The organism is Pedobacter cryoconitis, assembly GCF_001590605.1.
In the GTDB taxonomy this organism is placed as follows: domain Bacteria; phylum Bacteroidota; class Bacteroidia; order Sphingobacteriales; family Sphingobacteriaceae; genus Pedobacter; species Pedobacter cryoconitis_A.
Window position 1 is genome coordinate 953501 of sequence record NZ_CP014504.1, and the last position, 21135, is coordinate 974635.

The 21135-nt window shown below is 38.8% G+C and carries 19 protein-coding genes; 16 read left to right on the forward strand and 3 right to left on the reverse strand.

Annotated features, from left to right (window positions below; genetic code table 11):
* Positions 1–16 precede the first annotated feature (16 nt).
* Genes xseA through AY601_RS25855 form a run of 3 tightly spaced genes read left to right on the forward strand, consistent with a single transcriptional unit; the run spans position 17 to position 2525 of the window.
* Entirely contained in the window at positions 17–1390 is a 1374-nt protein-coding gene (gene xseA / locus AY601_RS04065) for an exodeoxyribonuclease VII large subunit (RefSeq protein ID WP_157287687.1), read from the forward strand.
* On the forward strand, positions 1368–1574 hold the full coding sequence (gene xseB / locus AY601_RS04070) for an exodeoxyribonuclease VII small subunit (RefSeq protein ID WP_068396816.1): 207 nt from the start codon (positions 1368–1370) through the stop codon (positions 1572–1574). Before xseA ends, xseB begins: the two co-directional genes overlap by 23 nt.
* 36 nt (positions 1575–1610) lie before the next feature.
* Positions 1611–2525 (forward strand): tetratricopeptide repeat protein, encoded by a 915-nt coding sequence (locus tag AY601_RS25855; protein WP_068396819.1) that lies wholly within the window; start codon positions 1611–1613, stop codon positions 2523–2525.
* On the opposite strand, the gene AY601_RS04080 is transcribed toward AY601_RS25855, so the two are convergent.
* Positions 2522–2884, reverse strand: coding sequence for a response regulator transcription factor (locus AY601_RS04080; RefSeq protein WP_068396823.1), 363 nt, complete (start codon positions 2882–2884; stop codon positions 2522–2524). The genes AY601_RS25855 and AY601_RS04080 overlap by 4 nt on opposite strands.
* Before the next feature lie 217 nt (positions 2885–3101).
* Here AY601_RS04080 and AY601_RS04085 point away from each other — a divergent pair, with 217 nt between their 5' ends.
* The 3 genes from AY601_RS04085 (at position 3102) to AY601_RS04095 (ending at position 4832) form a co-directional block, all read left to right on the forward strand.
* A complete protein-coding gene (locus AY601_RS04085; protein WP_068396825.1) occupies positions 3102–3281 on the forward strand; it encodes a histone H1 in 180 nt (59 codons plus the stop codon).
* A gap of 61 nt (positions 3282–3342) precedes the next feature.
* Positions 3343–4347, forward strand: a complete 1005-nt coding sequence (gene mgrA, locus AY601_RS04090; RefSeq protein WP_068396828.1) for an L-glyceraldehyde 3-phosphate reductase — start codon at positions 3343–3345, stop codon at positions 4345–4347.
* A 98-nt stretch (positions 4348–4445) separates the two neighbouring features.
* Positions 4446–4832, forward strand: coding sequence for an acyl-CoA thioesterase (locus AY601_RS04095; protein ID WP_068396830.1), 387 nt, complete (start codon positions 4446–4448; stop codon positions 4830–4832).
* 57 nt (positions 4833–4889) lie between these two features.
* Here AY601_RS04095 and AY601_RS04100 read toward each other — a convergent pair whose 3' ends face one another.
* The gene (locus tag AY601_RS04100; RefSeq protein WP_068396833.1) at positions 4890–5906 is read right to left on the reverse strand and encodes a Gfo/Idh/MocA family oxidoreductase; all 1017 of its coding nucleotides are present in this window, start codon (positions 5904–5906) and stop codon (positions 4890–4892) included.
* A 182-nt stretch (positions 5907–6088) separates the two neighbouring features.
* Positions 6089–7279 (reverse strand): aminopeptidase C, encoded by a 1191-nt coding sequence (locus AY601_RS04105; RefSeq protein ID WP_068396835.1) that lies wholly within the window; start codon positions 7277–7279, stop codon positions 6089–6091.
* A gap of 234 nt (positions 7280–7513) precedes the next feature.
* Between AY601_RS04105 and AY601_RS04110 the strand changes: the two genes are divergently transcribed.
* From AY601_RS04110 to AY601_RS04155, 10 genes are all read left to right on the forward strand, one after another.
* Positions 7514–8548 (forward strand): CobW family GTP-binding protein, encoded by a 1035-nt coding sequence (locus tag AY601_RS04110; RefSeq protein WP_068396838.1) that lies wholly within the window; start codon positions 7514–7516, stop codon positions 8546–8548.
* Positions 8549–8560: 12 nt separating this feature from the next.
* Positions 8561–11140, forward strand: a complete 2580-nt coding sequence (locus AY601_RS04115) for a M1 family metallopeptidase (protein WP_068396841.1) — start codon at positions 8561–8563, stop codon at positions 11138–11140.
* 92 nt (positions 11141–11232) lie between these two features.
* Entirely contained in the window at positions 11233–11679 is a 447-nt protein-coding gene (locus AY601_RS04120) for an antitoxin Xre-like helix-turn-helix domain-containing protein (protein WP_068396845.1), read from the forward strand.
* Positions 11680–11687: 8 nt separating this feature from the next.
* Positions 11688–12155, forward strand: a complete 468-nt coding sequence (locus AY601_RS04125) for an RES family NAD+ phosphorylase (protein ID WP_068396848.1) — start codon at positions 11688–11690, stop codon at positions 12153–12155.
* A gap of 113 nt (positions 12156–12268) precedes the next feature.
* Positions 12269–13117 carry a hypothetical protein gene (locus AY601_RS04130; protein ID WP_232324744.1) on the forward strand — a complete coding sequence of 283 codons (849 nt, stop codon included), beginning with the start codon at positions 12269–12271 and terminating at the stop codon, positions 13115–13117.
* Positions 13118–13136: 19 nt separating this feature from the next.
* Positions 13137–13793, forward strand: coding sequence for a class I SAM-dependent methyltransferase (locus AY601_RS04135; RefSeq protein ID WP_068396854.1), 657 nt, complete (start codon positions 13137–13139; stop codon positions 13791–13793).
* 283 nt (positions 13794–14076) lie between these two features.
* Positions 14077–15474 (forward strand): TolC family protein, encoded by a 1398-nt coding sequence (locus AY601_RS04140; protein WP_084359075.1) that lies wholly within the window; start codon positions 14077–14079, stop codon positions 15472–15474.
* 14 nt (positions 15475–15488) lie between these two features.
* Positions 15489–18773, forward strand: a complete 3285-nt coding sequence (locus AY601_RS04145; RefSeq protein WP_068396856.1) for an efflux RND transporter permease subunit — start codon at positions 15489–15491, stop codon at positions 18771–18773.
* A gap of 58 nt (positions 18774–18831) precedes the next feature.
* Positions 18832–19935 (forward strand): efflux RND transporter periplasmic adaptor subunit, encoded by a 1104-nt coding sequence (locus AY601_RS04150; protein ID WP_068407147.1) that lies wholly within the window; start codon positions 18832–18834, stop codon positions 19933–19935.
* A gap of 62 nt (positions 19936–19997) precedes the next feature.
* Entirely contained in the window at positions 19998–20912 is a 915-nt protein-coding gene (locus AY601_RS04155; RefSeq protein ID WP_068396859.1) for a helix-turn-helix domain-containing protein, read from the forward strand.
* Positions 20913–21135 lie beyond the last annotated feature (223 nt).

A 21135-nucleotide genomic window follows, 5' to 3' on the forward strand; every position in this document is an offset into this window, starting at 1 on the left:
GTAATACCCCAGAAAATTGGCAGCAATACCCGCTATTAAATTATCCGAACTTACCCGTCAGATTCAGGAAACAATCCACGGTGTTTTTGGCTCGAAAACATTTTGGGTAATTGCCGATATTACGAATTATACTTATAAACCTCAAAGTAATTTCCATTATTTTGAACTGGTTGAAAAAGATAAATCTTCTGCGAAAATCCTGGCTAAAATAGGAGGGAGAGCATGGGGTAATGCTTCTGTGAATATTTCTAATTTTGAGAAGGCTACGGGGCAGCAATTTAAGAATGATATTAATGTGTTAATTCAGGTTGCAGTGCAGTATAATCCTTCTTTTGGGTTACAACTTAACCTGCTTGATATTGATACTACATTTACTTTAGGCCGATTTGAACAACAGCGTAAAGAAACGCTGGACAGGCTGGTGAGGGATAATCCTTCATTTATTCGTGTGGTAGACGGTCAATACCGGACCAGGAACAATGAGTTGCCTTTAAACAGGGTCTTACAACAGATTGCGGTAATATCATCTGATACTTCTGCTGGTTACCATGATTTCAAGCATACACTGGAGAATAATACTTTCGGTTATCATTTTGACGTTGATGATTACTTTGCGTTGGTGCAGGGAGAAGGGAATGCGGGGCAGTTTTTAACTAAACTTATCCAGGTATTTGGTTCAGGCAAGCAATATGATGCATTGGTGATTATCAGGGGAGGTGGTGCTCAAACAGATTTCCTTATTTTCGATAACTATGAACTTAATCGCGCGATTGCGAAATTCCCCATTCCGGTAATTACAGGGATCGGCCACCAGAAAAATGAAACTATTGCCGATTTAATGGCACATACTTCTACAAAAACACCAACAAAGGCGGCAGAGATGCTGATTGCACACAACAGGAATTTTGAAGAAGCTGTATTGTCTGTTCAGCAGCACCTGGTAATCCGGACTTTTCAAATGATGAACCAGCATAAGGAGTTGCTGACCAGGTTAAACCAGACGATTATTAACTCATCGAAAAACCTGCTGCACGAAAAACACAGGGATATCCTGAATCTTTCGGGCATGGTGCTGACCAATCCTAAAATTATGATCTCCAATAAGCGCAAAGACCTGAAAAACCTGCTGGAGAACTTTAAATCCTTTAACCGGATGTATTTTGCGAATCATAGCAGGTATATTGGCCATTTTGAATCTGTAGTGAGAATGATGAGCCCGCAGAATATTTTGAACAAAGGATTTGCCATTGTAAAAATAAATGGCCAGATTGTAAATAATGCCGATGCGATTGAGCCTGGAACGGAGCTTACTATAGCTTTGAGTTCAGCAGAAATCAATACAAAAGTTTTAGCTAAAATATCCCGCAATGGAAAAGAATTTGAATTATGAAGCGGCTTATAGTGAACTGACACAAATTGCCCAGGAAATAGAAACTGAAGCTGTTTCTGTAGATGTACTTGCCGAAAAAGTAAAACGGGCTTCCGAACTGATTGCTTTTTGTCAGACAAAATTGAGGTCCACTGAGACTGAAGTCAACAAAATTATAAAGCAGATGGAAAACCAACCCTTATAGTTACATTCGTCCACCATTTAATTTAAAAAATCAGCCATGTTAGTTTATAGTCCAGAAGAAGAAGAAGTATTTTTTGATCAGATTGATCAGGTTTATACACTGACTGAGTCTCAGAATTTAGAAGAAGCTGAACAGCTTTTATTAGAGATTAATGAATCGATCCCTCATCCTAAAGAAAATTGCAGTGTTGGCGGCATATTGCTGGACAGCATTTTCTCTTTTTATGAGCAGACCGGTCAGGTTGAAAAGGCATTGCCTCATTTTTTAAAAGAAACTGAATATCTGCAGGAAAAAATGAAGACTGAAACTGTAAAAAGTTCTGGTCATTTTATTACCACGGGCAGCATTTATTATGCGCTTGGCGACCTGGATAAAGCAAGAGTATATTTTAAAATTGCCCATGGTTTAGGGAAAAATAGCATTTTTCATGATTTTAATGCAGATTTTCTGCATATGGCAGTAACCTCTGATGTGGAATTTGAAGAGTTCAAACAGAATTTTGTTCCTGTTGATGGTTCATTACAAGAAGAGCTGACGGATGAGCAGCAGGACTTGATGGAAGAATATTGTGAGCAGGGAAACCTGGAGATGGATGCAGAGAATTTCGATAAAGCTGCCGGATGGTTCCAGAAAGCGTTAGACGTATTGCCAGCGCCTAAAGAAGATTGGGAAGCAGCAGGGTGGGTTTCTGCCTCTTGTGGCGATGCTTATTTCAATGCAGGGAAATACAAGGAAGCTTTGGAACATTTGCTTGTAGCGCATGATATTTATATTAGTGAGGAAGAAGTGAACCCTTTTGTATTGCTTAGATTAGGCGAGACTTATTTTGAGCTGGGAGATCATGAAAATGCAACCTCAAATCTATTGGCAGCTTATGAAATGGAAGGGGCTGAGCTATTTGAGGATGACCAGAAATATCTGACGTACCTTAAAACAAAACATAAACTTTAAGCACTGATCAGTTGGTGCGCTATTGTGGAGAGTAAGAAAGAGATATCGAATGGTTTAGCTACAACTTCATCTGCACATATCTCTTTCACTATCTCCGGTTTAGGATGCGTTGATAATACGATCACCGGAATATGGCTGAAGTCTTCTGCGGCCTTAATGGTTTTACATAAAGCGGTTCCTTCTTCAGTAGGACTGATTACGTCCAGCAGAATTGCATCAGGCTGGAAATTTCTGATATGTTCGAATATTTCTTTTTCTGAAGACAGCAAGTCGACATGATAGCCTTCATCTGTCAGTACAATATTAATCAGTTCAAGAATATCTCTGTTCTTTTCCAATACTAATATCTTTTTATTCATAAGGCTTTATATCCTGTTCTTTATTGGAAGATAGTTAAACATCCGGTGAACAAAAATAAGTACAAATTTTGACCGGTATGAAATTACAGCGTCATTTTTCTTCCGCTTCCAAAAAGACGATTATAGCTTATTTTTCAGATAGGATAGCAATTAAAATGCTGTTCTATAGGTTTAATTCCCAAAAGTTATATATTTGGCTCTGTATAAAAAATTAAACATGGAAAAATTTTCAAAACTAAAAGAATTGCTTGCTTCTGTTGAAGTTGATGCTGAGAAGTTTTATTCTGCAGGTAATAGTGCAGCGGGAACAAGAGTACGTAAAGCGATGCAGGATTTAAAAGTTCTTGCTCAGGATATCCGTACTGAAGTAACTGAGAAAAAAAACACAGCTAAATAAAGTTAGCACAACCTTACCTGAAAAGGGGGTTTCATTACCCTCTTTTTTTTTGAATTTTTCTATGCCATACCTAGCCAAACCAGAACGTTATACTCAAATGCAATACCGCCGTTGCGGTAAAAGTGGTTTAAAATTACCTGCTATCTCTTTAGGGTTATGGCATAATTTCGGACACGTTGATCAGCTGGAAAATTCCAGGAATATTATAAAATTCGCTTTTGATAGTGGAATTACACATTTTGATCTTGCAAATAATTATGGTCCGCCTCCCGGATCAGCAGAAGAGAACTTCGGTACAATCTTAAAGCAGGATTTTTCGGCTTACCGGGATGAAATGATTATTTCTTCTAAAGCTGGTTATACGATGTGGGATGGTCCTTATGGGGACTGGGGATCTAAAAAATATTTAGTTTCCAGTCTGGATCAGAGTTTAAAACGGATGGGACTTGATTATGTAGATATCTTTTATCACCATCGTCCGGATCCGGAGACGCCTCTGGAAGAAACAATGGCTACACTTGATTTAATGGTCCGTCAGGGAAAGGCTTTATATGTTGGGATTTCAAATTATGCTGCGCCTGAAGCGGCTGAAGCCTTGCGTATTTTAAAAGAATTGGGTACCCCATGTTTAATTCATCAGCCTAAATATTCCATGTTTGAAAGATGGATAGAGGGCGGGTTATTAGACTTGTTGGGTGAACAGGGTGTTGGTTGTATCCCATTTTCACCGTTGGCCCAGGGTTTACTCACGAATAAATATCTGCATGGGATTCCTGAAGATTCAAGGGCGGCAAAGCCACATGGATTCTTACAGGAAAACCAGATTACTGCGGAACGTCTTCAGCAGTTGCAGGAATTAAATACTTTAGCGGTTAAACGCGGACAGAGCCTGGCACAAATGGCTTTATCCTGGATTTTAAGAGATGATCGGATCACTTCGGTACTCGTAGGGGCAAGCAGGGCAGAGCAGCTTGCAGATTCGATTAAATGCCTTGATCAGCTGTCTTTTAGCGAAGAGGAATTGAGTCTGATTGAACATGTTTTATCTGATCCGGCTAAAAACTGATTTTACTGACCGATATAAAAAATCAGTAAGTTTGCAGCCTTAAACGGAAACAGGTGGTTTGTTTGCAAGCCGCCTGTTTTAATATATATAAATAAAAAATGACTATAGAAGAGAAGATTAAAGCATCAGAGACCCGAATTTTTAAAGCCGTATTTCCCAATACTACCAATCATTATGATACTTTGTTTGGCGGAACAGCCATGCATATGATGGACGAAGTGGCATTTATTACCGCAACCAGGTTTAGCCGCCAGAGAATGGTTACGGTAAGCAGTGACCGGATAGATTTTAAAATGCCTATTCCTGCCGGAACTATCGTGGAACTTGTGGGTACGGTAAGCCATATTGGAAATACCAGTATGAAAGTAAAGGTGGAGATCTATGTAGAGCAGATGTATTGTGAGGATCGTGAAAAAGCGGTGACTGGTGAATTCTCATTTGTAGCGATTGATGAACATAAAAAGCCTACAGCAATCCTTAAATAAGTTTTAAGCTGTCGCATTAAAAGGGCCGTATTTTAAGGAATAAGGCCCTTTTATAATTTACTTGCTTTCCAGTATCGTAATTTGACTGATAATCTGTTCCTCTTGTACAGGATAAGGTTTATCCGCTCTTATAGTTTGATAAACTGCTTCGAATAAATTAAGATAAGAGGCTTTACCTGGTGGGATGCTTGTTTTTGTGATTTGACCACCTGCATCAATTGTACTCAAAATGCCTTCTTTTCCTGGTAATTCAATTCCGTATAAAGGGTCATCAGGGCTCATGTTTTTTAGCAGTTGTGTTTCCTGGATGTCTGAACGGTGTTTGAAATAAGAGCCTTTGGTTCCGTTCATCACAAATGCTGGCTGCTGCTCTACCACAAGCATACTCATAGTAATAAATACTTGCAGATTTTCGGGATATTTTAAGTGCAGGTAAGCATAGTCATCTACCTGAGTATCGGGACGGTAATAACCTAATGTTTTAGTCCATGATAATGGCTCACCAAACAGGGCAAATACCATGTCAAGCAGGTGAGGGCCAAGGTCATACAATAAGCCACTGCCTGGCATTGGTGTTTCTTTAAATACTTTAGGGCCAATCGTATACCGATACCTGTCGTAACGGATATGGGCTTCTACGAGCTGTCCTAGTTTTTTACTGTCTACAATGTCTTTTGCGGCTAAAAAATCGCTGTCGTAACGCCGGTTTTGATAGGGAAGAATATGCAGGTTAAGCTCTTTTGCCTCTTTAAAAAGCAGTTTAGCTTCTGCAGTGGTCACTGTAAATGGTTTTTCTACCAAAACATGTTTACCAGCGCGAAGGGCTTTTTGTGCGAATTCAAAATGCGTATAATTTGGGGTATTGATAATGACCAGTTCTATTGCCGGGTCTGCAATAAGTTCAGCTACAGAATTATAGCTTTTGATTTCCGGAAAACGGAGTTGTGCTGTTTTTTCTGATCTTTCTACTACTGCATACAGTTCAAATCCGGGATGTGCAGCTACGAATGGGGTGTGAAATAACTTTCCAGACATTCCAAAGGATAATATGCCTGTTCTTATCGGTTTTTGCATGGATAAATATATTAAATTTAGCCCGGATACTAATTCTATTCAGATGCATTCCTTGTTTTACGGGATGGCTGCTAAATGCAGTTATTGCAGGGTTGAATGGAATTATAAGCAGAACATAATAAAAGGGGGTTAAAAGTATCAGATGATACTTTTAACCCCCTTTTATAGCTGGATATGGTGGATTAAATACCCAGGTTTTTTCTGATTGCTGCTGGTATTCCGCCTTTGTTCAATAAGAAAGCAGTCGTTTTATATTTTACATAATTCTTGGTTACGTATAAATAACCTTTATAGTCATTGGTTACGCCCCATGAATTTTTAACGATATAGTATTCTCTGCCATTTTGATCCTTAGCTAATCCAACGATATGCATACCGTGATCATCAGTAGTTTCATAGTTGTCAAAAGCTAACTGACGGTTCTCCTGAGTGATTTCCATTTCTGGTTTTGGCTCACTGAACATACCCGCTTTTTCCTGCTCATTCATTTCTTCATAGGGTTTAGCAGGGATATAAGCTACGCCATTTTTGTAGGAGAAAGATTTTTCACTTACATCAGTAGCCCATGCTACAGAGTAACCATTTTTCAATGCGTTGTCAATGATGTCAGTGATTTCATTGACTTTAACGTTATAAACCTGGTCAAATGACCAGTTGTCTTGTACTAATAAAGTGAATTTACTGTAAAAAGGATAGTCATTAAATGAAGACAGTTCTACATAGTCATCAGGATTAATACCTACGACTTGTTTTGCAAAAGTTTGTGGCGTGTAGCTTTTGCCTTTGTAATCGAATTTTTCAGGAACCTGGCCTAAATAAGAATCAATTGCTGCTGTATAAGCTTTCTGCCAGTTTGGCGTTAAGGTTTTGTTTTTAACTACAGCTTCTAATATGCCAGTAGTAATTGAACCCATTTCACCTAATTTATTGATTTTAGTACCGTAGTTTAAACCGGTATAATTTACTTGTGGAACTGCACCGTATTTTCTGTACATATTGATTACATCGTGCAATGCACCACCGTCACCTAAAGAAACAGCACCGTGCATACGTACATAGTTTTTACCTTTTTCCACATAAACGTTACGTGCTGAGAACATTTCTGATAAAGCTACAGGCTGTTTACCCATTCTGATCATTTCTGATTCCAGGAAAGAGTTGGTAGAATAGCTCCAGCAAGTTCCTGAAGAACCCTGGTTCTTTACAGCTGTGTTTTCAAGGTTAATCACATCCGTGAATTTAAAACCTGAAGTACTGTTTGCTGATTGATTGTTTTTTAATGAATTGACCAGGTTATCCTGAGCAAATCCAAAAGTAGAAGTTAATAATAGTCCTGAGGCGAAGACTAAAGGTTTAAATATTGATTTATTCATTATTGTGTGTTTGATTAGTATTCAACGTGATATTTGTTGCGCAACAATGTTGCATTTGCGTATCTTTGTCTGGCAATGTACATCTTTTAGGCAATATTGAAAAAATATTACCGGGAAAATATCCTGAACAACATAAAATTTACACAGCGGACTATTGAACGTTATTTTATTTGGCTAAGAATGGACGTAAACAGTAAGTTTGTAATTAAATAGAGCTCAAATTTCAATAAATAAATGAAAGCAAAAGAAGTCACAATCCTCACAGGGTTTTTAGGTGCAGGAAAAACAACAGTCCTGAATGCGGTAATTTCAAAGATGAAAGATACCCGTTTTGCGATTATAGAGAATGAGATTGGATCGGAAAGTATTGATGCGGGATTGATTATCAAAGGGGATGAGGATATTGTGGAATTGAACAACGGATGTATTTGTTGTACGCTGAATGATGATCTGTTTGAAATTTTAAATAATTTGTGGGATAAGAAGGATTCTTGGGACCATTTGATTATAGAAGCTACCGGGATTGCTGACCCTGCAAATATTGCCCATCCTTTTTTGACTATGGACCAGGTAAAAAGGGGATATGATTTAAAAAGAGTAATTTGTATTGTAGATGCGGAGCTGATTGAAGATCAGTTGAAAGAGCGTCCGGAGGCGATTAAACAGATCGCTTTTAGTGATAGTATCTTATTGAATAAGGTGGAGCGGGTAAGTGAGGATTATGTGAAAGAGCTGCAGGCCGTTTTGAAGGCTATTAATCCATTTGCAGAGATACTGATTGCTGCTCAGGATGATTTTCAGGTACGTAAAATGTTTGCCAGAGAACGCTTTGCTAACTTTTACAGTAATCCAAAGCCTGTTTCAACGCCGAGAGGGATGTTTAGTTTGAGTAATGGTACCGATGAAAAGCAATCTTTATTAGCTTTTGCGGCTTCGCATCAGAAACATGAACATAGTGATATTGAAACGATACTTTTAAAGTATAAAGAGAGTTTGAATATTGAAGAACTGGAGCATCGGATGATGGTTTTTCTGATTGTGCAGTCGGCCAATGTATACCGGATCAAAGGAATTATTTACAGCCATCTCTTTCAAAGCAGGATCATTTTGCAAACCGTTGGTAAGTCACTCTCTATCACGCTTGGGGAGAATTGGTTGCCTGATGAGATTAAGGAAACAAAGATTGTTGTGATTGGGAAAGGGCTTAAAGTATTTGGTTTCGATAAGATGTTTCGGACCTGTTTATATACTGAATCTGAACTAAAATAGTAAATTGCCGGTATGGTTCTTCGCTATAAAATATTGTTATTGCTGGTTATTGTGCTGACTTCCTGTTCTTCGCGAAAAGCAGATCCTGCGGTTCCTGTAGTGGAAAATGGAGTAAGCAGGTCGCTGGCAATTTATCGTAAGTCAGTATTGACGGCAATTCATTATACGCTGGAATTCGATATTCCAGCTGAAAAAACGAAATCAATTTCTGCGCATGAAATTCTGAATTTTAAACTTGGTAGTGCCAGAACACCTTTACAGCTTGATTTTAAAGAAGATCCTGCAAAAATCAGCTTGCTGACGATTAACGGAAAAACGGTTCCTGTAACGTATAGTAAGGAACACCTGATCCTTCTTCCTGAGTTTTTGAAAAAAGGGGACAATGAGGTTCGTATCCTGTTCCGGGCAGGTGATGGGGCGTTGAACAGGAATACTGATTATCTGTATACTTTATTCGTTCCGGATAGAGCACGGACGGTTTTCCCCTGTTTCGATCAGCCTGATTTAAAGGCTAAGTACACCTTGACGCTTCATTTGCCTAAAGATTGGAAGGCGATAGCCAATGCGGAGCTGAAAGATTCTGTGCAGAAACAGGAGCGTAAAACTTATCATTATAAGAGTTCTGATTTGTTAAGTACTTATTTGTTTGCTTTTGCGGCTGGTAATTTTCAGCTGGGCAATAGTACGGTCAATACACAGCAAGCGAGTTTTTTATACCGGGAAACTGATGCTGCAAAGATTAAATCAAGTTTGCCCGCTATATATGCTATCCATGCTGCTTCATTAAAATATTTGGAAGACTGGACTGGGATCCCTTATCCTTTCCAGAAATTCGGATTTGTAGCTATTCCTGATTTTCAGTTTGGTGGAATGGAGCATCCTGGTGCGATACAGTATAAGGCAGCCAGTTTGTTTTTAGATGCTGGTGCAACTAAAGATCAGCTCAATGCGCGTAATAACCTTATTGCGCATGAAACTGCACATATGTGGTTTGGTGATCTGGTTACAATGGACTGGTTTTCTGATGTTTGGATGAAAGAAGTTTTCGCTAATTTTATGGCGGATAAAAGTGCGGAGGAAGCTGATGGAAAGGATAATTATGCGCTTAAATTCCTGATTGATCATTTTCCTGCAGCTTATGCGGTTGACCGCACAGCTGGGGCCAATCCTATTCGTCAGCCGCTTGATAATTTAAAGGATGCAGGAACGCTTTATGGGAATATTATTTATCATAAGGCTCCTATTATGATGCAACAGCTGGAAAAGCTGATGGGGAAAGATAAATTTCAGCAGGGTGTGAGAGAATATCTGAAGAAATTTGCAAATAGTAATGCTTCATGGCCGGATTTGATCCATATTCTGGATAGTCATACTGCTGTAGATCTGGAAAAATGGAATAAGATATGGGTAAATGAGAGCGGCAGGCCTGTAATTGATTATAAGATAACTTATCAGGGAAATAAGGTGAGCAATCTGATGGTTATGCAACAGGCTGAATCAGGAGCTCAAAGAGAATGGCCACAAAATTTTGAGGTAACTTTATTTTATCCACACGCTGTTAAAGTAATCAATGCTGATTTAGTGGGAGCCCAGCTGGATCTTAAAGAGGCTGTTGGGTTGGATAAACCATTATTTATTCTTTTCAACTCCGCTGGAGATGGTTATGGACAATGGCCGGTTGATCCTTTGGTTCAACAATATTTGTTTAGTCTGGAAATGCCATTGCACCGTTCTGTTGCCTATATATCATTGTATGAACAGATGTTAAGCGGGAAAAATATTCGGCCTGCTGATTTGTTAACGCTTTTTAGCCAGGGTTTGGCTAAAGAAGGAGAAGAGTTGAATATCAGGTTACTCAGCAATTATATCAGTACGATTTACTGGCAATTCAGTGGGGTTAAAGAACGGCAGCTTTTATCAGTTGGGCTGGAAAATAAATTATGGGATGCGATGCTGCAACAGAAGAGCAGTAATAATAAAAAGCAGCTTTTTAAAGCTTATCAGGATATTTTTCTGAGTCAGGTGGCGAGAAACAAGCTGTATCAGGTCTGGAAGAGTCAGAAAGCTCCTGCTGGTATCACACTTTCTGAAGATGATTATACTAGTCTGGCACTTTCTCTGGCGGTGAGAGATGATGCGGATAGTTCTATTTTGCCTGCCCAGGAGTCCAGAATCACAAATCCTGATCGTAAAAAACGGTTTGAATTTATGATGCCGGCTGTCTCAGCAAAGAAAAGTGTAAGAGATGATTTTTTTGATAGCTTAAAATACCCTGCTAACAGGGCAAAAGAGTCAAATGTTCTGGCTGCTTTATATTATTTACATCATCCTTTGCGCCAGCAATTTAGTGTCGTTTATTTGGAGAGGAGCCTGGAATTACTGGCCGAAATCCAGGCTACTGGTGATATTTTCTTTCCGCAGTCCTGGCTGCAGGCTACCTTTGGGAATTATCAAAGTAGCGAAGCTGCTGCTATTGTAAGGGATTTTCTTAAAAATCATCCAAATTACAGCCCACGTTTGAAGGCGAAGATCTTACAGGCAACTGATAATTTAGTCCGGGCAGAACGGTTATCGTCACGGCGAAGTAAATAAGGGCACTTACTGGCGGTGCTAAATAAATATACGAATTTTTTCAACACTGACATTGAAAAAATTCGTATATTAGTCTTCTAAAACTCAAAGATATGTCAGCTACAAGTGTATTACTTTCAGATAAACGCACAGAGACACTTCGCGTCAAGTTTAATGCAATTGATGTAAGCGATGATATGAAGGTCTTTCAATATGCGAGGCAGGGATTAAAACCCGGTTTATTCTATGATTTTGCTGAAGCGATTAATATTTCAAATAAATCACTGGCAGAGTTGATTAATATATCTTCCAGGACAATCAGCAATTATAAAGAGCAAAAGAAATTATTAGAACCTGTTTATGGGGAACATTTGCTTAAACTCATTGGGCTATATAAAAAAGGGGTGGAGTTATTTGGCTCTGTAGATGAGTTTAGTTATTGGTTAAATAAACCTTTCTGGAATTCAAAAGAACGGCCTATGGACTGGTTGACAACTCCTGGTGGAGTAGATCTGGTTGCTGATGAACTCTTGAAAATGGCTTATGGTGACGCCGTTTAAGTGTTCATATGATCGTATTCAGAATAGGGCATAAAAATTATGCAGGTTCGCTTACTGCTTCAGGCGCAAATGGACGATGGGCTTCTGCTGGCAAGCCAGTAATTTACTGTGCGGAAAATATCCCGCTTGCTTTCATGGAAAATATGGTCAGGCGGCAGGGGGTTGGTTTTAATCAGGATTTTAAGACAGTTTTTATTGAAATTCCTGATGATTTACTGATCAGTACAGTGGAAGAAAGTAAACTGGATCCGGACTGGCGCGATCCTTATGATTATAGTCATTGTCAGCCAATAGGCAATAAATGGTTTGATGATCTGCGGATACCTGTGCTGAAAGTTCCGTCAGCTGTAATGCCTGAGTGCAATAATTATGTAATCAATACTTTGCATCCTGATTTTAAAAAGATTAAGTTAATTGCGGTGACGGACCTTGTTCCTGATGCCAGAATAGAAGATATCCTCAAAAAACACCATTAAAATAATGTTCAGAAATTAATGCAGATGATCAAACCAGCTGAGGGAATCTTGTAATGGGTTTTAAAATTATAAAGTTTATATTTTTTGGCAACTATTTTATAGGTTTACTGGCCGTGGCTTTGACTATAGAGTCCACTTTACAGTTAAAAGTTCCTTTTAACTCTCTAAATTATTATACTTTATTATTTCTTGCACCAATAGTCTATTATACCTATGCGTATATGGGGGCAACGAATAGTCAGAAAACACAGAATCCCAGAACAGCCTGGTATGCGGAACACCGTAGTTTTATACGGGTAAGCCAGCTTTTGCTTAGTCTGATATGTGGAGGACTTATTTTCTATATGGCCGGCAGTAATTTTGAGGCAATTTTACATTTACCGCTGGAGTATTGGATGGTTGTTGGTGTGATTATAGCGATGGCTGTTTTATACTATGGGTTAGTGCCTGTGTTTTTCTTTAATCTCAATTTACGAAATACGGGCTGGCTGAAGCCTTTCATTATTGGTTTTGTATGGGCGGCTACTGCCAATTTATTACCGCTGATTTTGTTGAAAATAGAAGCTGGTACTGATGTAACCAGAACGACACTCTGGTATTTTCTTTTTGTAAAAAACTGGATGTTCTGTACGGTAAATGCGATCATGTTTGATATGAAGGATTATGCGATCGATTCTAACAATCAACTTAAAACTTTTGTGGTCAGAATAGGACTTAAGAAAACAATATTTTATGTGCTGATCCCACTTTTAATTACGGGGATTATATCGCTGTTAGTTTTTGCCAATATTGAACATTTCCCGCCTTCAAGGATCTTTTTTAACCTGATCCCTTTTGTATTAACTGCATTGGTTGCTTACTCCATGAACAGGAGAAAGAAAATATTTTACTATCTTATCGTTATCGACGGTTTAATTATGGTGAAGGCGATTTGTGGTATTATTGCTATGCAGTTTATTTAATTTGCTTTAACAGACGGAAATGAAGAATAATTATGACAGTATAGCTGATTATTATGATGTACTGAGCAGAATGATCTTTTTCCGGTCACAAGTGAAGGCACAGATTCAGCAGTTGAGTGCTATTCCGGCTAACAGTACTGTTTTGATTGCAGGTGGGGGAACGGGCTGGATATTAGAGGAACTGGCTAAAGTTCATGCTTCTGGTTTAAATATCACTTATGTCGAGATTTCATCCAGGATGCTTGAACGCTCAAAAAAAAGAGAGATCAAGGGGAATAAAGTGGAGTTTGTGCATGCGGCTATGGAAGATTTTAAACCTTCTGGGGTATACGATGTGCTGATCACTGCTTTCTTTTTTGATAACTTTTCTGCGGACAATATCCAGCTTATCTTTAATCAGCTCCATGCTTTACTTAAGCCTGGTGGAATATGGCTTTTTGCGGATTTTTATTATACAGAGAAAGCAGGAAAGAAGTGGCAATTGTTTTTGTTAAAGTCTATGTATTTATTTTTCAGTAAGATTTCATCCGTAGAAGCAAAAATGCTGATTAATACAGAACATTTTTTTGAAGAGCAGTCTTATAGTATCATAAAAACAGCTTTTTATTATGGTAGGTTTATTAAGGCAATAATTTATCAGAAACCTGGACAGCTTATCTCTATTTTAGAGGACTAATTGGCTTTTAGGCTTGAAAATTTTTCTTTTTTCATGGTTTTAAGCGCTTTTTGAGTCAGTCTATTGTCATATAAAGCAGTTTTTGATTGATTATGGATATAATTTCTCTTAAATCTCCATTTAAAAGCCCTTAATAGCCCTAAATAGTAGTTTTTGAGCCTAATTGTTTGAATTTAATAAGTATTGATTTGAACTGAATATTTCTGATTGATGTGCTAACAGATACTTTTGCAATGTACAATAAACACTAAGTAGAATATCGATTTAATTTAACATCATTCTAATGCCCCGAATATCATTTTCTACCCTTCTTTTTTCCTCTTTCCTATGTACTGCTATTGGTGCTGACGCGCAAACTTTAAATATGAAGGATGCGGTGAATGCAGCGATTACAAACTATGGAACTATAAAGGCGAAAGGCAATTACGTGAGTGCCTCTAAACAGTCAGTTGAACAGGCCAGAAGGGAGTATCTCCCAAATTTAACGCTTGCTGCACAGCAAGATTATGGAACAATTAATGGTCAGAACGGACCGCTTTCTGCTTTAGGTGGGTTAAGCACGGCCTCGTCTGGCCCGGCACTTGCCCAGCAAAATTGGAATGCTGCTTTTGGAGCGCTTTATCTCAGTAACATAAACTGGGATTTTTTCAGCTTCGGAAGAATCCGTGAAAAGATCAAAGTTTCGAAAGAGGTCCTTAAGCGGGATGAAAATGATCTGAACCAGGAAATATTCCAGCACGAAGTGCGGGTGTCTGCTGCTTATCTGAATCTACTGGCGGCTCAGCGCCTGACTAAGTCTCAGCAGAAAAATCTGGAAAGAGCTACAATTTTTAAAGATAATGCTGCACTGCGTGCAAAAAATGGTTTGATCGCCGGCGTAGATTCTGCATTAGCTGCTGCAGAGGTATCTAATGCTAAAATTTCACTAACCAAGTCAATTGACCTGGAGCAAGAACAGGCAAACAAACTGGGGATTTTAATGGGGGTCACTGCTACTGATTTCAAAGTGGATACTGCATCTATTAACCATGTTCCGAAATCAATTTTATTAACGGATACTGATGTGAATTTCAAGGAGCATCCGCTTTTAAAGTTCTATAAGAACAGGATAGAGGTTAGTAACCAACAGTTGAATTATTATAAAAAACTTGCTTACCCAACTTTTTCTTTAATTGGGATATTACAGGGCAGAGGGTCTGGATTCGATGCTAATTATCCAAATAACCTGAATGCATATTCACATAGTTATGGCGATGGGGTCAATCCAACAAGAGGTAATTATTTATTTGGTGTTGGCGTAACCTGGAACTTAACAACAATTCTGCGTAATTCTCCGCAGGTTAAAGCACAACGCTATATTTCCAGTGGCCTGCAGAATGAATATGAGCTGGTTGATCAGCAATTACACGCGCAGCTGGCACTTGCTGAAACCAAGATAAAAAATGCAATGGATAACTATAATGAAGCTCCAGTGCAGGTTAAGGCCGCGAGTGAGGCGTATTTGCAGAAAAGTACTTTGTATAAGAATGGGTTGACAACGATTGTTGATTTAACGCAGGCACTTTATGCGCTGAACAGGGCAGAGACTGATCGTGATATTGCTTATACCAATGTATGGCAGGCTTTATTACTGAAATCGGCCGCAATGGGTGATTATAATCTATTTATTAACGAATTTTAAGCTGCTACCCAGATATGAATTTAATACGTTTTGCATTGCGAAAACCCATTTCAATAATGGTGTTTGTTGCCGGTTTACTGTTTTTTGGTATCAGTGCCATGACCAGTATCAAGGTCGATATTTTACCTCAGATGAATTTGCCGGTTATCTATATCGCCCACCCGTTTGGGGGATATACACCTACTCAAATGGAGTCTTATTTTGCTAAAAACTATGTCAATATCCTGCTTTTTGCAAATGGTATAAAAAGCATTGAAACTAAAAATACACAAGGTTTGATGCTGATGAAGCTGACCTACTATGAGGGAACGAATATGGCACAGGCAGCCTCAGAGTTGAGTGCGCTGTCCAATCGGGCCCAGGCGATCTTTCCCCCCGGGTCCCAACCCCCCTTTGTTATCAGGTTTGATGCTTCGTCATTACCTATTGGACAGCTGGTATTAAGCAGTCCGACCCGTAGTAATAATGAGTTGCAGGATTTAGCGAATACCTATGTCCGTGCTTCTTTTACGGCCATTCCAGGTTTACTGGCCCCGGCACCTTTTGGAGGTAGTCCGCGTACGGTAGAAATTAACGTAAATCCAGGTTTAATGCGGTCGCATAATCTTACTATAGAGCAGATTGTAAGTGCTATCAGTACCAATAACCAGACGGCTCCTTCGGGAAACGTGCGTATAGGGGATAAAAACTATATTACACCAACCAATTATACGATTAAAGAAATTAAGGATTTTGAGAATATCCCATTGTTTAAAGGAGGGGTTCAGAATCTTTATTTACGGGATGTTGCCAGTGTAAAAGATGGAGCAGATATAACTAATGGTTATGCGTTGATTAATGGTAAACGTTCTGTTTATCTGAGTATTGCAAAGTCGGGAGATGCTTCTACATGGGACGTAGTTAAGAACCTGAAAGCTAATTTGCCGAAAATTCAAAATACATTACCTGAGGATGTAAAGTTATCTTATGAGTTTGACCAGTCTGTGTCTGTGATCAATGCGGTAGAAAGTTTAATCAGTGAGGGTGCAATAGGAGCTATTTTGACGGGATTAATGGTATTGTTATTTTTAGGAGATAAAAGAGCTGCATTAATTGTTATCCTGACCATTCCAACTTCAATTATTGCAGGTGTATTGTTCCTGAAATTATTTGGACAGACCATTAATATTATGTCGCTTTCGGGGCTGGCACTGGCGATTGGTATCCTGGTAGATGAGTCTACGGTAACTATAGAGAATATCCACCAGCATTTTGATATGGGTAAACCTAAAGCACTGGCTATATGGGATGCTTGTAAGGAGATTGCTTTTCCTAAGTTACTGATCTTATTATGTATACTTGCTGTATTTGCACCTGCTTTTACGATGACAGGTATACCTGGAGCCTTATTTTTACCTTTAGCGCTGGCTATTGGTTTCTCCATGATCATTTCTTTCCTGTTGTCTCAGACTTTTGTACCTATTCTGGCCAACTGGTTGATGGTGGCACATCCACATAAGCATGTCAAAACTAATCCTGCAATTACTGAGGATGAGGATGCCTTTAATCAAACCGGCTTAACATTGGAATCTGAGCAGGAAACACTAAATCAGAAAAAAATCCTGGTAGAGCGTGAAGGTTACCAAGAGGGTGGAAAGGTGACTTTGTTTGATAAATTCAGGAATCGGTTTATGCGTTTCATTGATCGTTTATTCCTGATCCGTAAACCGGTAGTTATTATCTACCTGATCGTTATTATTGGTTCTGCAATTTTGATGTTATCGAATATTGGCCGTGATGTATTGCCTAAAGTGAATTCAAGCCAGTTTCAGCTGAGGATGCGTGCTCCCGATGGCACACGCATAGAAAGAACAGAAGAAAAGGCAAATATGATTCTGAAAGTCCTGAAAAAACTGGTAGGGCCTGAGCATGTGGGAATTACTTCTGTTTATGTTGGACAGCACCCTGCACTTTTCTCAGTGAATCCAATCTATTTATTTATGGGTGGACCTCATGAGGCTGTTTTCCAGATCGCATTGAAAGATTACCATGTGAATATGGATGAGCTGAAAGATAAGTTGCGTGATGAAGTTAAAAAAGAGATTCCTGATGTAAAGTTATCATTTGAGCCTATCGAATTAACTGATAAAGTATTAAGTCAGGGTTCTCCAACTCCGGTTGAAGTCAGGATTGCTGGTAAAAACAAAAAGATAAATGAAAAGTATGCGGGTAAAATCGTCTCTGAATTAAAGAAAATAAATTACATGAGAGATGTGCAGATTGCACAACCGATTAAATATCCTTCTTTGAATATTAATATTGACAGGGTACGCGCGGCTCAACTCGGAATTGACTTAAGTGATATCTCAAAATCACTGGTTGCCTCAACTTCGTCTTCCCGTTATACGGATAAAAATAACTGGGTGGATGAGAAGGTCGGTTTATCTTATGGTGTTCAGGTACAGGTTCCTTTAAACCAGATGAACAGTAAGGATGATCTTGGTGAAATTCCTCTGCTTAAAAACAGCAGCAGACCTGTGTTAAGTGATGTAGCTACGATTAAAGCTGATACGACTTATGGTGAAAATGATAACCTTGGGGCTACGCCATATTTATCTGTAACTGCTAATCTGAATGATAAAGATTTAGGATCAGCCAATAAAGATGTGGCTTTGGCTATCAAAAATCTTGGTGAACTGCCAAGGGGAGTTGTGGTAGAACAGATTGGTCTGGGAAAAGTGCTGGATGATACGCTGAGTAGTTTGCAGACTGGTTTATTAGTGGCTATTGTTGTGATTTTCTTAATGTTGGCAGCTAATTTTCAGTCATTCAGAGTACCGCTTGTTATTTTGGCAACAGTTCCGGCGGTAATATTAGGTTCGTTATTGCTGTTAAAATTGACAGGCTCTACGCTTAATTTACAGTCTTACATGGGTATTATCATGTCGGTCGGGGTATCGATTGCCAATGCGGTACTGTTAATTACGAATGCGGAAGAATTAAGAAAACATAATGGTAATGCACTGGAATCTGCCAGAGAAGCAGCGGGGTTACGTTTACGTCCGATTATTATGACCAGTGTAGCGATGGTAGCGGGTATGTTGCCGATGGCTATTGGTCATGGTGAAGGCGGGGATCAGGTATCTCCATTGGGAAGAGCGGTAATCGGAGGATTAATTGCTTCAACTTTCGCCGTATTAATTATCTTGCCTTTGGTATTTGCCTGGGTACAAGGTAAAGTTTCTACGCAGTCTTTATCATTAGATCCGGAAGATGAAGAAAGTGCACATTTTATTAAAGGATTACATGAAGGTAAATAATAATCAGGTGTTGAACACCTTAGGTACAAATAAGAACAGATACATAGCATCTCCTATAATGAACAAAGAAATATTCCGCCGGACTTCCTTTTTTTTAAGCAGTATTGCATTGGCAGCTTTATTAAGCAGTTGTCACCATGAAGAGAAAAAAGAAAATAAGACTACTGAGAAAAAAACTGAGATCAAGACTTTTGTTTTGAGCAAAGAGAAAATGGCTACTTCATTAAAAATGCCTGGTGAGCTGATTGCTTATCAACAGGTTGATCTTTATGCTAAAGTGAGCAGTTTTGTGAGAACGTTAAAGGCAGATATTGGGTCTGAAGTTAAGCAAGGACAATTGTTAATGACTCTTGAAGCGCCAGAACTGGCTTCGCAGCTTGCTGCTGCGGAATCTCGTTTGAAATCTCAGGAAGCTGTTTATACGGCTAGTAAAGCAAATTATGACCGTTTGTTTGAAACCAGTAAAACTCCCGGAACAATTTCCAAGAACGATCTGGACCAGGCGATTGCCAAAAGAAATTCAGATTTTGCGCAGTTTAATGCTGCAAAGGCTGCTTATAGAGAAGTTGGTTCTATCCAGAATTACCTGGAAATCCGTGCTCCTTTTGATGGGGTGATTTCTTCAAGAAATGTGAATCTTGGAGCTTATGTAGGGCCTTCGGGAAAAGGATCTGAATTCCCATTATTCACTTTACAGCAGCAGAAACATTTACGTCTGGCCATCTCTATCCCAGAATTATACACGGGTTATCTTAAGGAAGGAGATGCAGTTACTTTTACAGTGAAATCACAACCGGATCTCTTGTTTACTGCTAAAGTAAAAAGGTTGTCTGGTGCACTGGATCAGCGTTTACGTTCAGAAAGGGTAGAAATGGATGTGCCTAATTTACTGAAGCAGCTTTTACCCGGAATGGTCGCAGATGTTTCTATTCCTTTGCCAGCGAATGCGAGTACTTTTACTGTTCCTAAAACGGCTTTAGTGGAGAGTGCTGAAGGAATATATGTGATTCGTGCGCAGAATGGAAAAGCAGAAAAGGTAACCGTAAAGAAAGGCCGTGAGACGGATGACAGGATCGAGATCTTCGGTGATATCAAAGAAGGAGATGTACTGGTTAGTCAGGCAAATGAAGAAATTCATCCTGGAGACGTTATCAAACCATAATATTACAATAAAAATATAGGGACATCTTAAAATTTATGCAATTTTAATGCGTGAAAAAAAGTATGTCCCTTCAGGAGTTTTATGAGATGTTTGCTGTTAACCGACCAGACGTCACTATTCCCAATACAATACTTGATGCACATACCGGACATTTTAATGTATTTAAAAGGTTCGGTTACTGCACCTTAAATCCTTCTCCTTATAACAGGAGAGATTTTTATAAAATTGCCTACATTATTGGAAAAGGGGTATTACATTATCCAGACCGTCAGATAGAAATTGATGGTTGTGCATTGATGATTACCAATCAGACTATTCCATATTCGTGGCAGTCAACTTCTGAATTCCAATCTGGCTATTTCTGTTTGTTCACTGAAAATTTCATGCGTCAGCGTACAGAACCGTTAAAGAATTCTTTGCTGGCCAGGATACAGGATAATCCTGTGTTTTATATCAATAAGGAACAACAGGGACATGTGGGCAGGATCTTTGAAAAAATGTTGGTAGAAATGGAGAGTGATTATACTTATAAGTATGATCTGATCCGTAATTATGTCAATCTGCTTATTCATGAGGCGATGAAAATGCAGCCTGGTGAAGTACAGGTAAAATCAAATAATGCTTCTTCCCGCATTGCATCTTTGTTTTTTGAACTGCTGGAAAGACAGTTTCCCATTTATTCTCCTGAGCATGTATTACAGCTTCGTACAGCGAATGATTTTGCTGCAAGGTTGTCTATCCATGTCAATCACCTGAATCATGCGGTGAAGGAAGTAACTGGTAAAACGACTTCAGAGCATATTTCCGGGCGTATTGCAAATGAGGCTATTGCCCTGCTTAAGCATACGGAATGGAATATTTCAGAAATAGGCTATTGCCTGGGTTTCGAATATCCTGCAAACTTTAATCTTTTCTTTAAACGCCAGACCATGGCCGCGCCAAAAGCATTCCGGGAGAAAACAATTGGCTTAAGTTAGTGTTGTTGCTGTGGCCTATAGCTATGCAGTCTGTCCATAAACATATGTTTTTGATTTTTTTTATGTTACAGTCATAAATTGGTATGATTTTTAACATACATTAACATCTTAATTGAGAAACATTTGGTTAATTAGAGTTATTATGTGGTATACAAATAGTTATCATCTAATACACAGCTGATCAGTGTCGTGATTAAGCAGTTATTTGCATAAAAATATTAAC

Coding starts and splice junctions, on each gene's coding strand:
- xseB (WP_068396816.1), top strand. CDS start 1,368: ATGGAAAAGAATTTGAATTATGAAGCGGCTTATAGTGAACTGACACAA.
- AY601_RS25855 (WP_068396819.1), top strand. CDS start 1,611: ATGTTAGTTTATAGTCCAGAAGAAGAAGAAGTATTTTTTGATCAGATT.
- AY601_RS04080 (WP_068396823.1), bottom strand. CDS start 2,884: ATGAATAAAAAGATATTAGTATTGGAAAAGAACAGAGATATTCTTGAA.
- AY601_RS04085 (WP_068396825.1), top strand. CDS start 3,102: ATGGAAAAATTTTCAAAACTAAAAGAATTGCTTGCTTCTGTTGAAGTT.
- mgrA (WP_068396828.1), top strand. CDS start 3,343: ATGCCATACCTAGCCAAACCAGAACGTTATACTCAAATGCAATACCGC.
- AY601_RS04095 (WP_068396830.1), top strand. CDS start 4,446: ATGACTATAGAAGAGAAGATTAAAGCATCAGAGACCCGAATTTTTAAA.
- AY601_RS04100 (WP_068396833.1), bottom strand. CDS start 5,906: ATGCAAAAACCGATAAGAACAGGCATATTATCCTTTGGAATGTCTGGA.
- AY601_RS04105 (WP_068396835.1), bottom strand. CDS start 7,279: ATGAATAAATCAATATTTAAACCTTTAGTCTTCGCCTCAGGACTATTA.
- AY601_RS04110 (WP_068396838.1), top strand. CDS start 7,514: ATGAAAGCAAAAGAAGTCACAATCCTCACAGGGTTTTTAGGTGCAGGA.
- AY601_RS04115 (WP_068396841.1), top strand. CDS start 8,561: ATGGTTCTTCGCTATAAAATATTGTTATTGCTGGTTATTGTGCTGACT.
- AY601_RS04120 (WP_068396845.1), top strand. CDS start 11,233: ATGTCAGCTACAAGTGTATTACTTTCAGATAAACGCACAGAGACACTT.
- AY601_RS04125 (WP_068396848.1), top strand. CDS start 11,688: ATGATCGTATTCAGAATAGGGCATAAAAATTATGCAGGTTCGCTTACT.
- AY601_RS04135 (WP_068396854.1), top strand. CDS start 13,137: ATGAAGAATAATTATGACAGTATAGCTGATTATTATGATGTACTGAGC.
- AY601_RS04140 (WP_084359075.1), top strand. CDS start 14,077: ATGCCCCGAATATCATTTTCTACCCTTCTTTTTTCCTCTTTCCTATGT.
- AY601_RS04145 (WP_068396856.1), top strand. CDS start 15,489: ATGAATTTAATACGTTTTGCATTGCGAAAACCCATTTCAATAATGGTG.
- AY601_RS04150 (WP_068407147.1), top strand. CDS start 18,832: ATGAACAAAGAAATATTCCGCCGGACTTCCTTTTTTTTAAGCAGTATT.
- AY601_RS04155 (WP_068396859.1), top strand. CDS start 19,998: ATGTCCCTTCAGGAGTTTTATGAGATGTTTGCTGTTAACCGACCAGAC.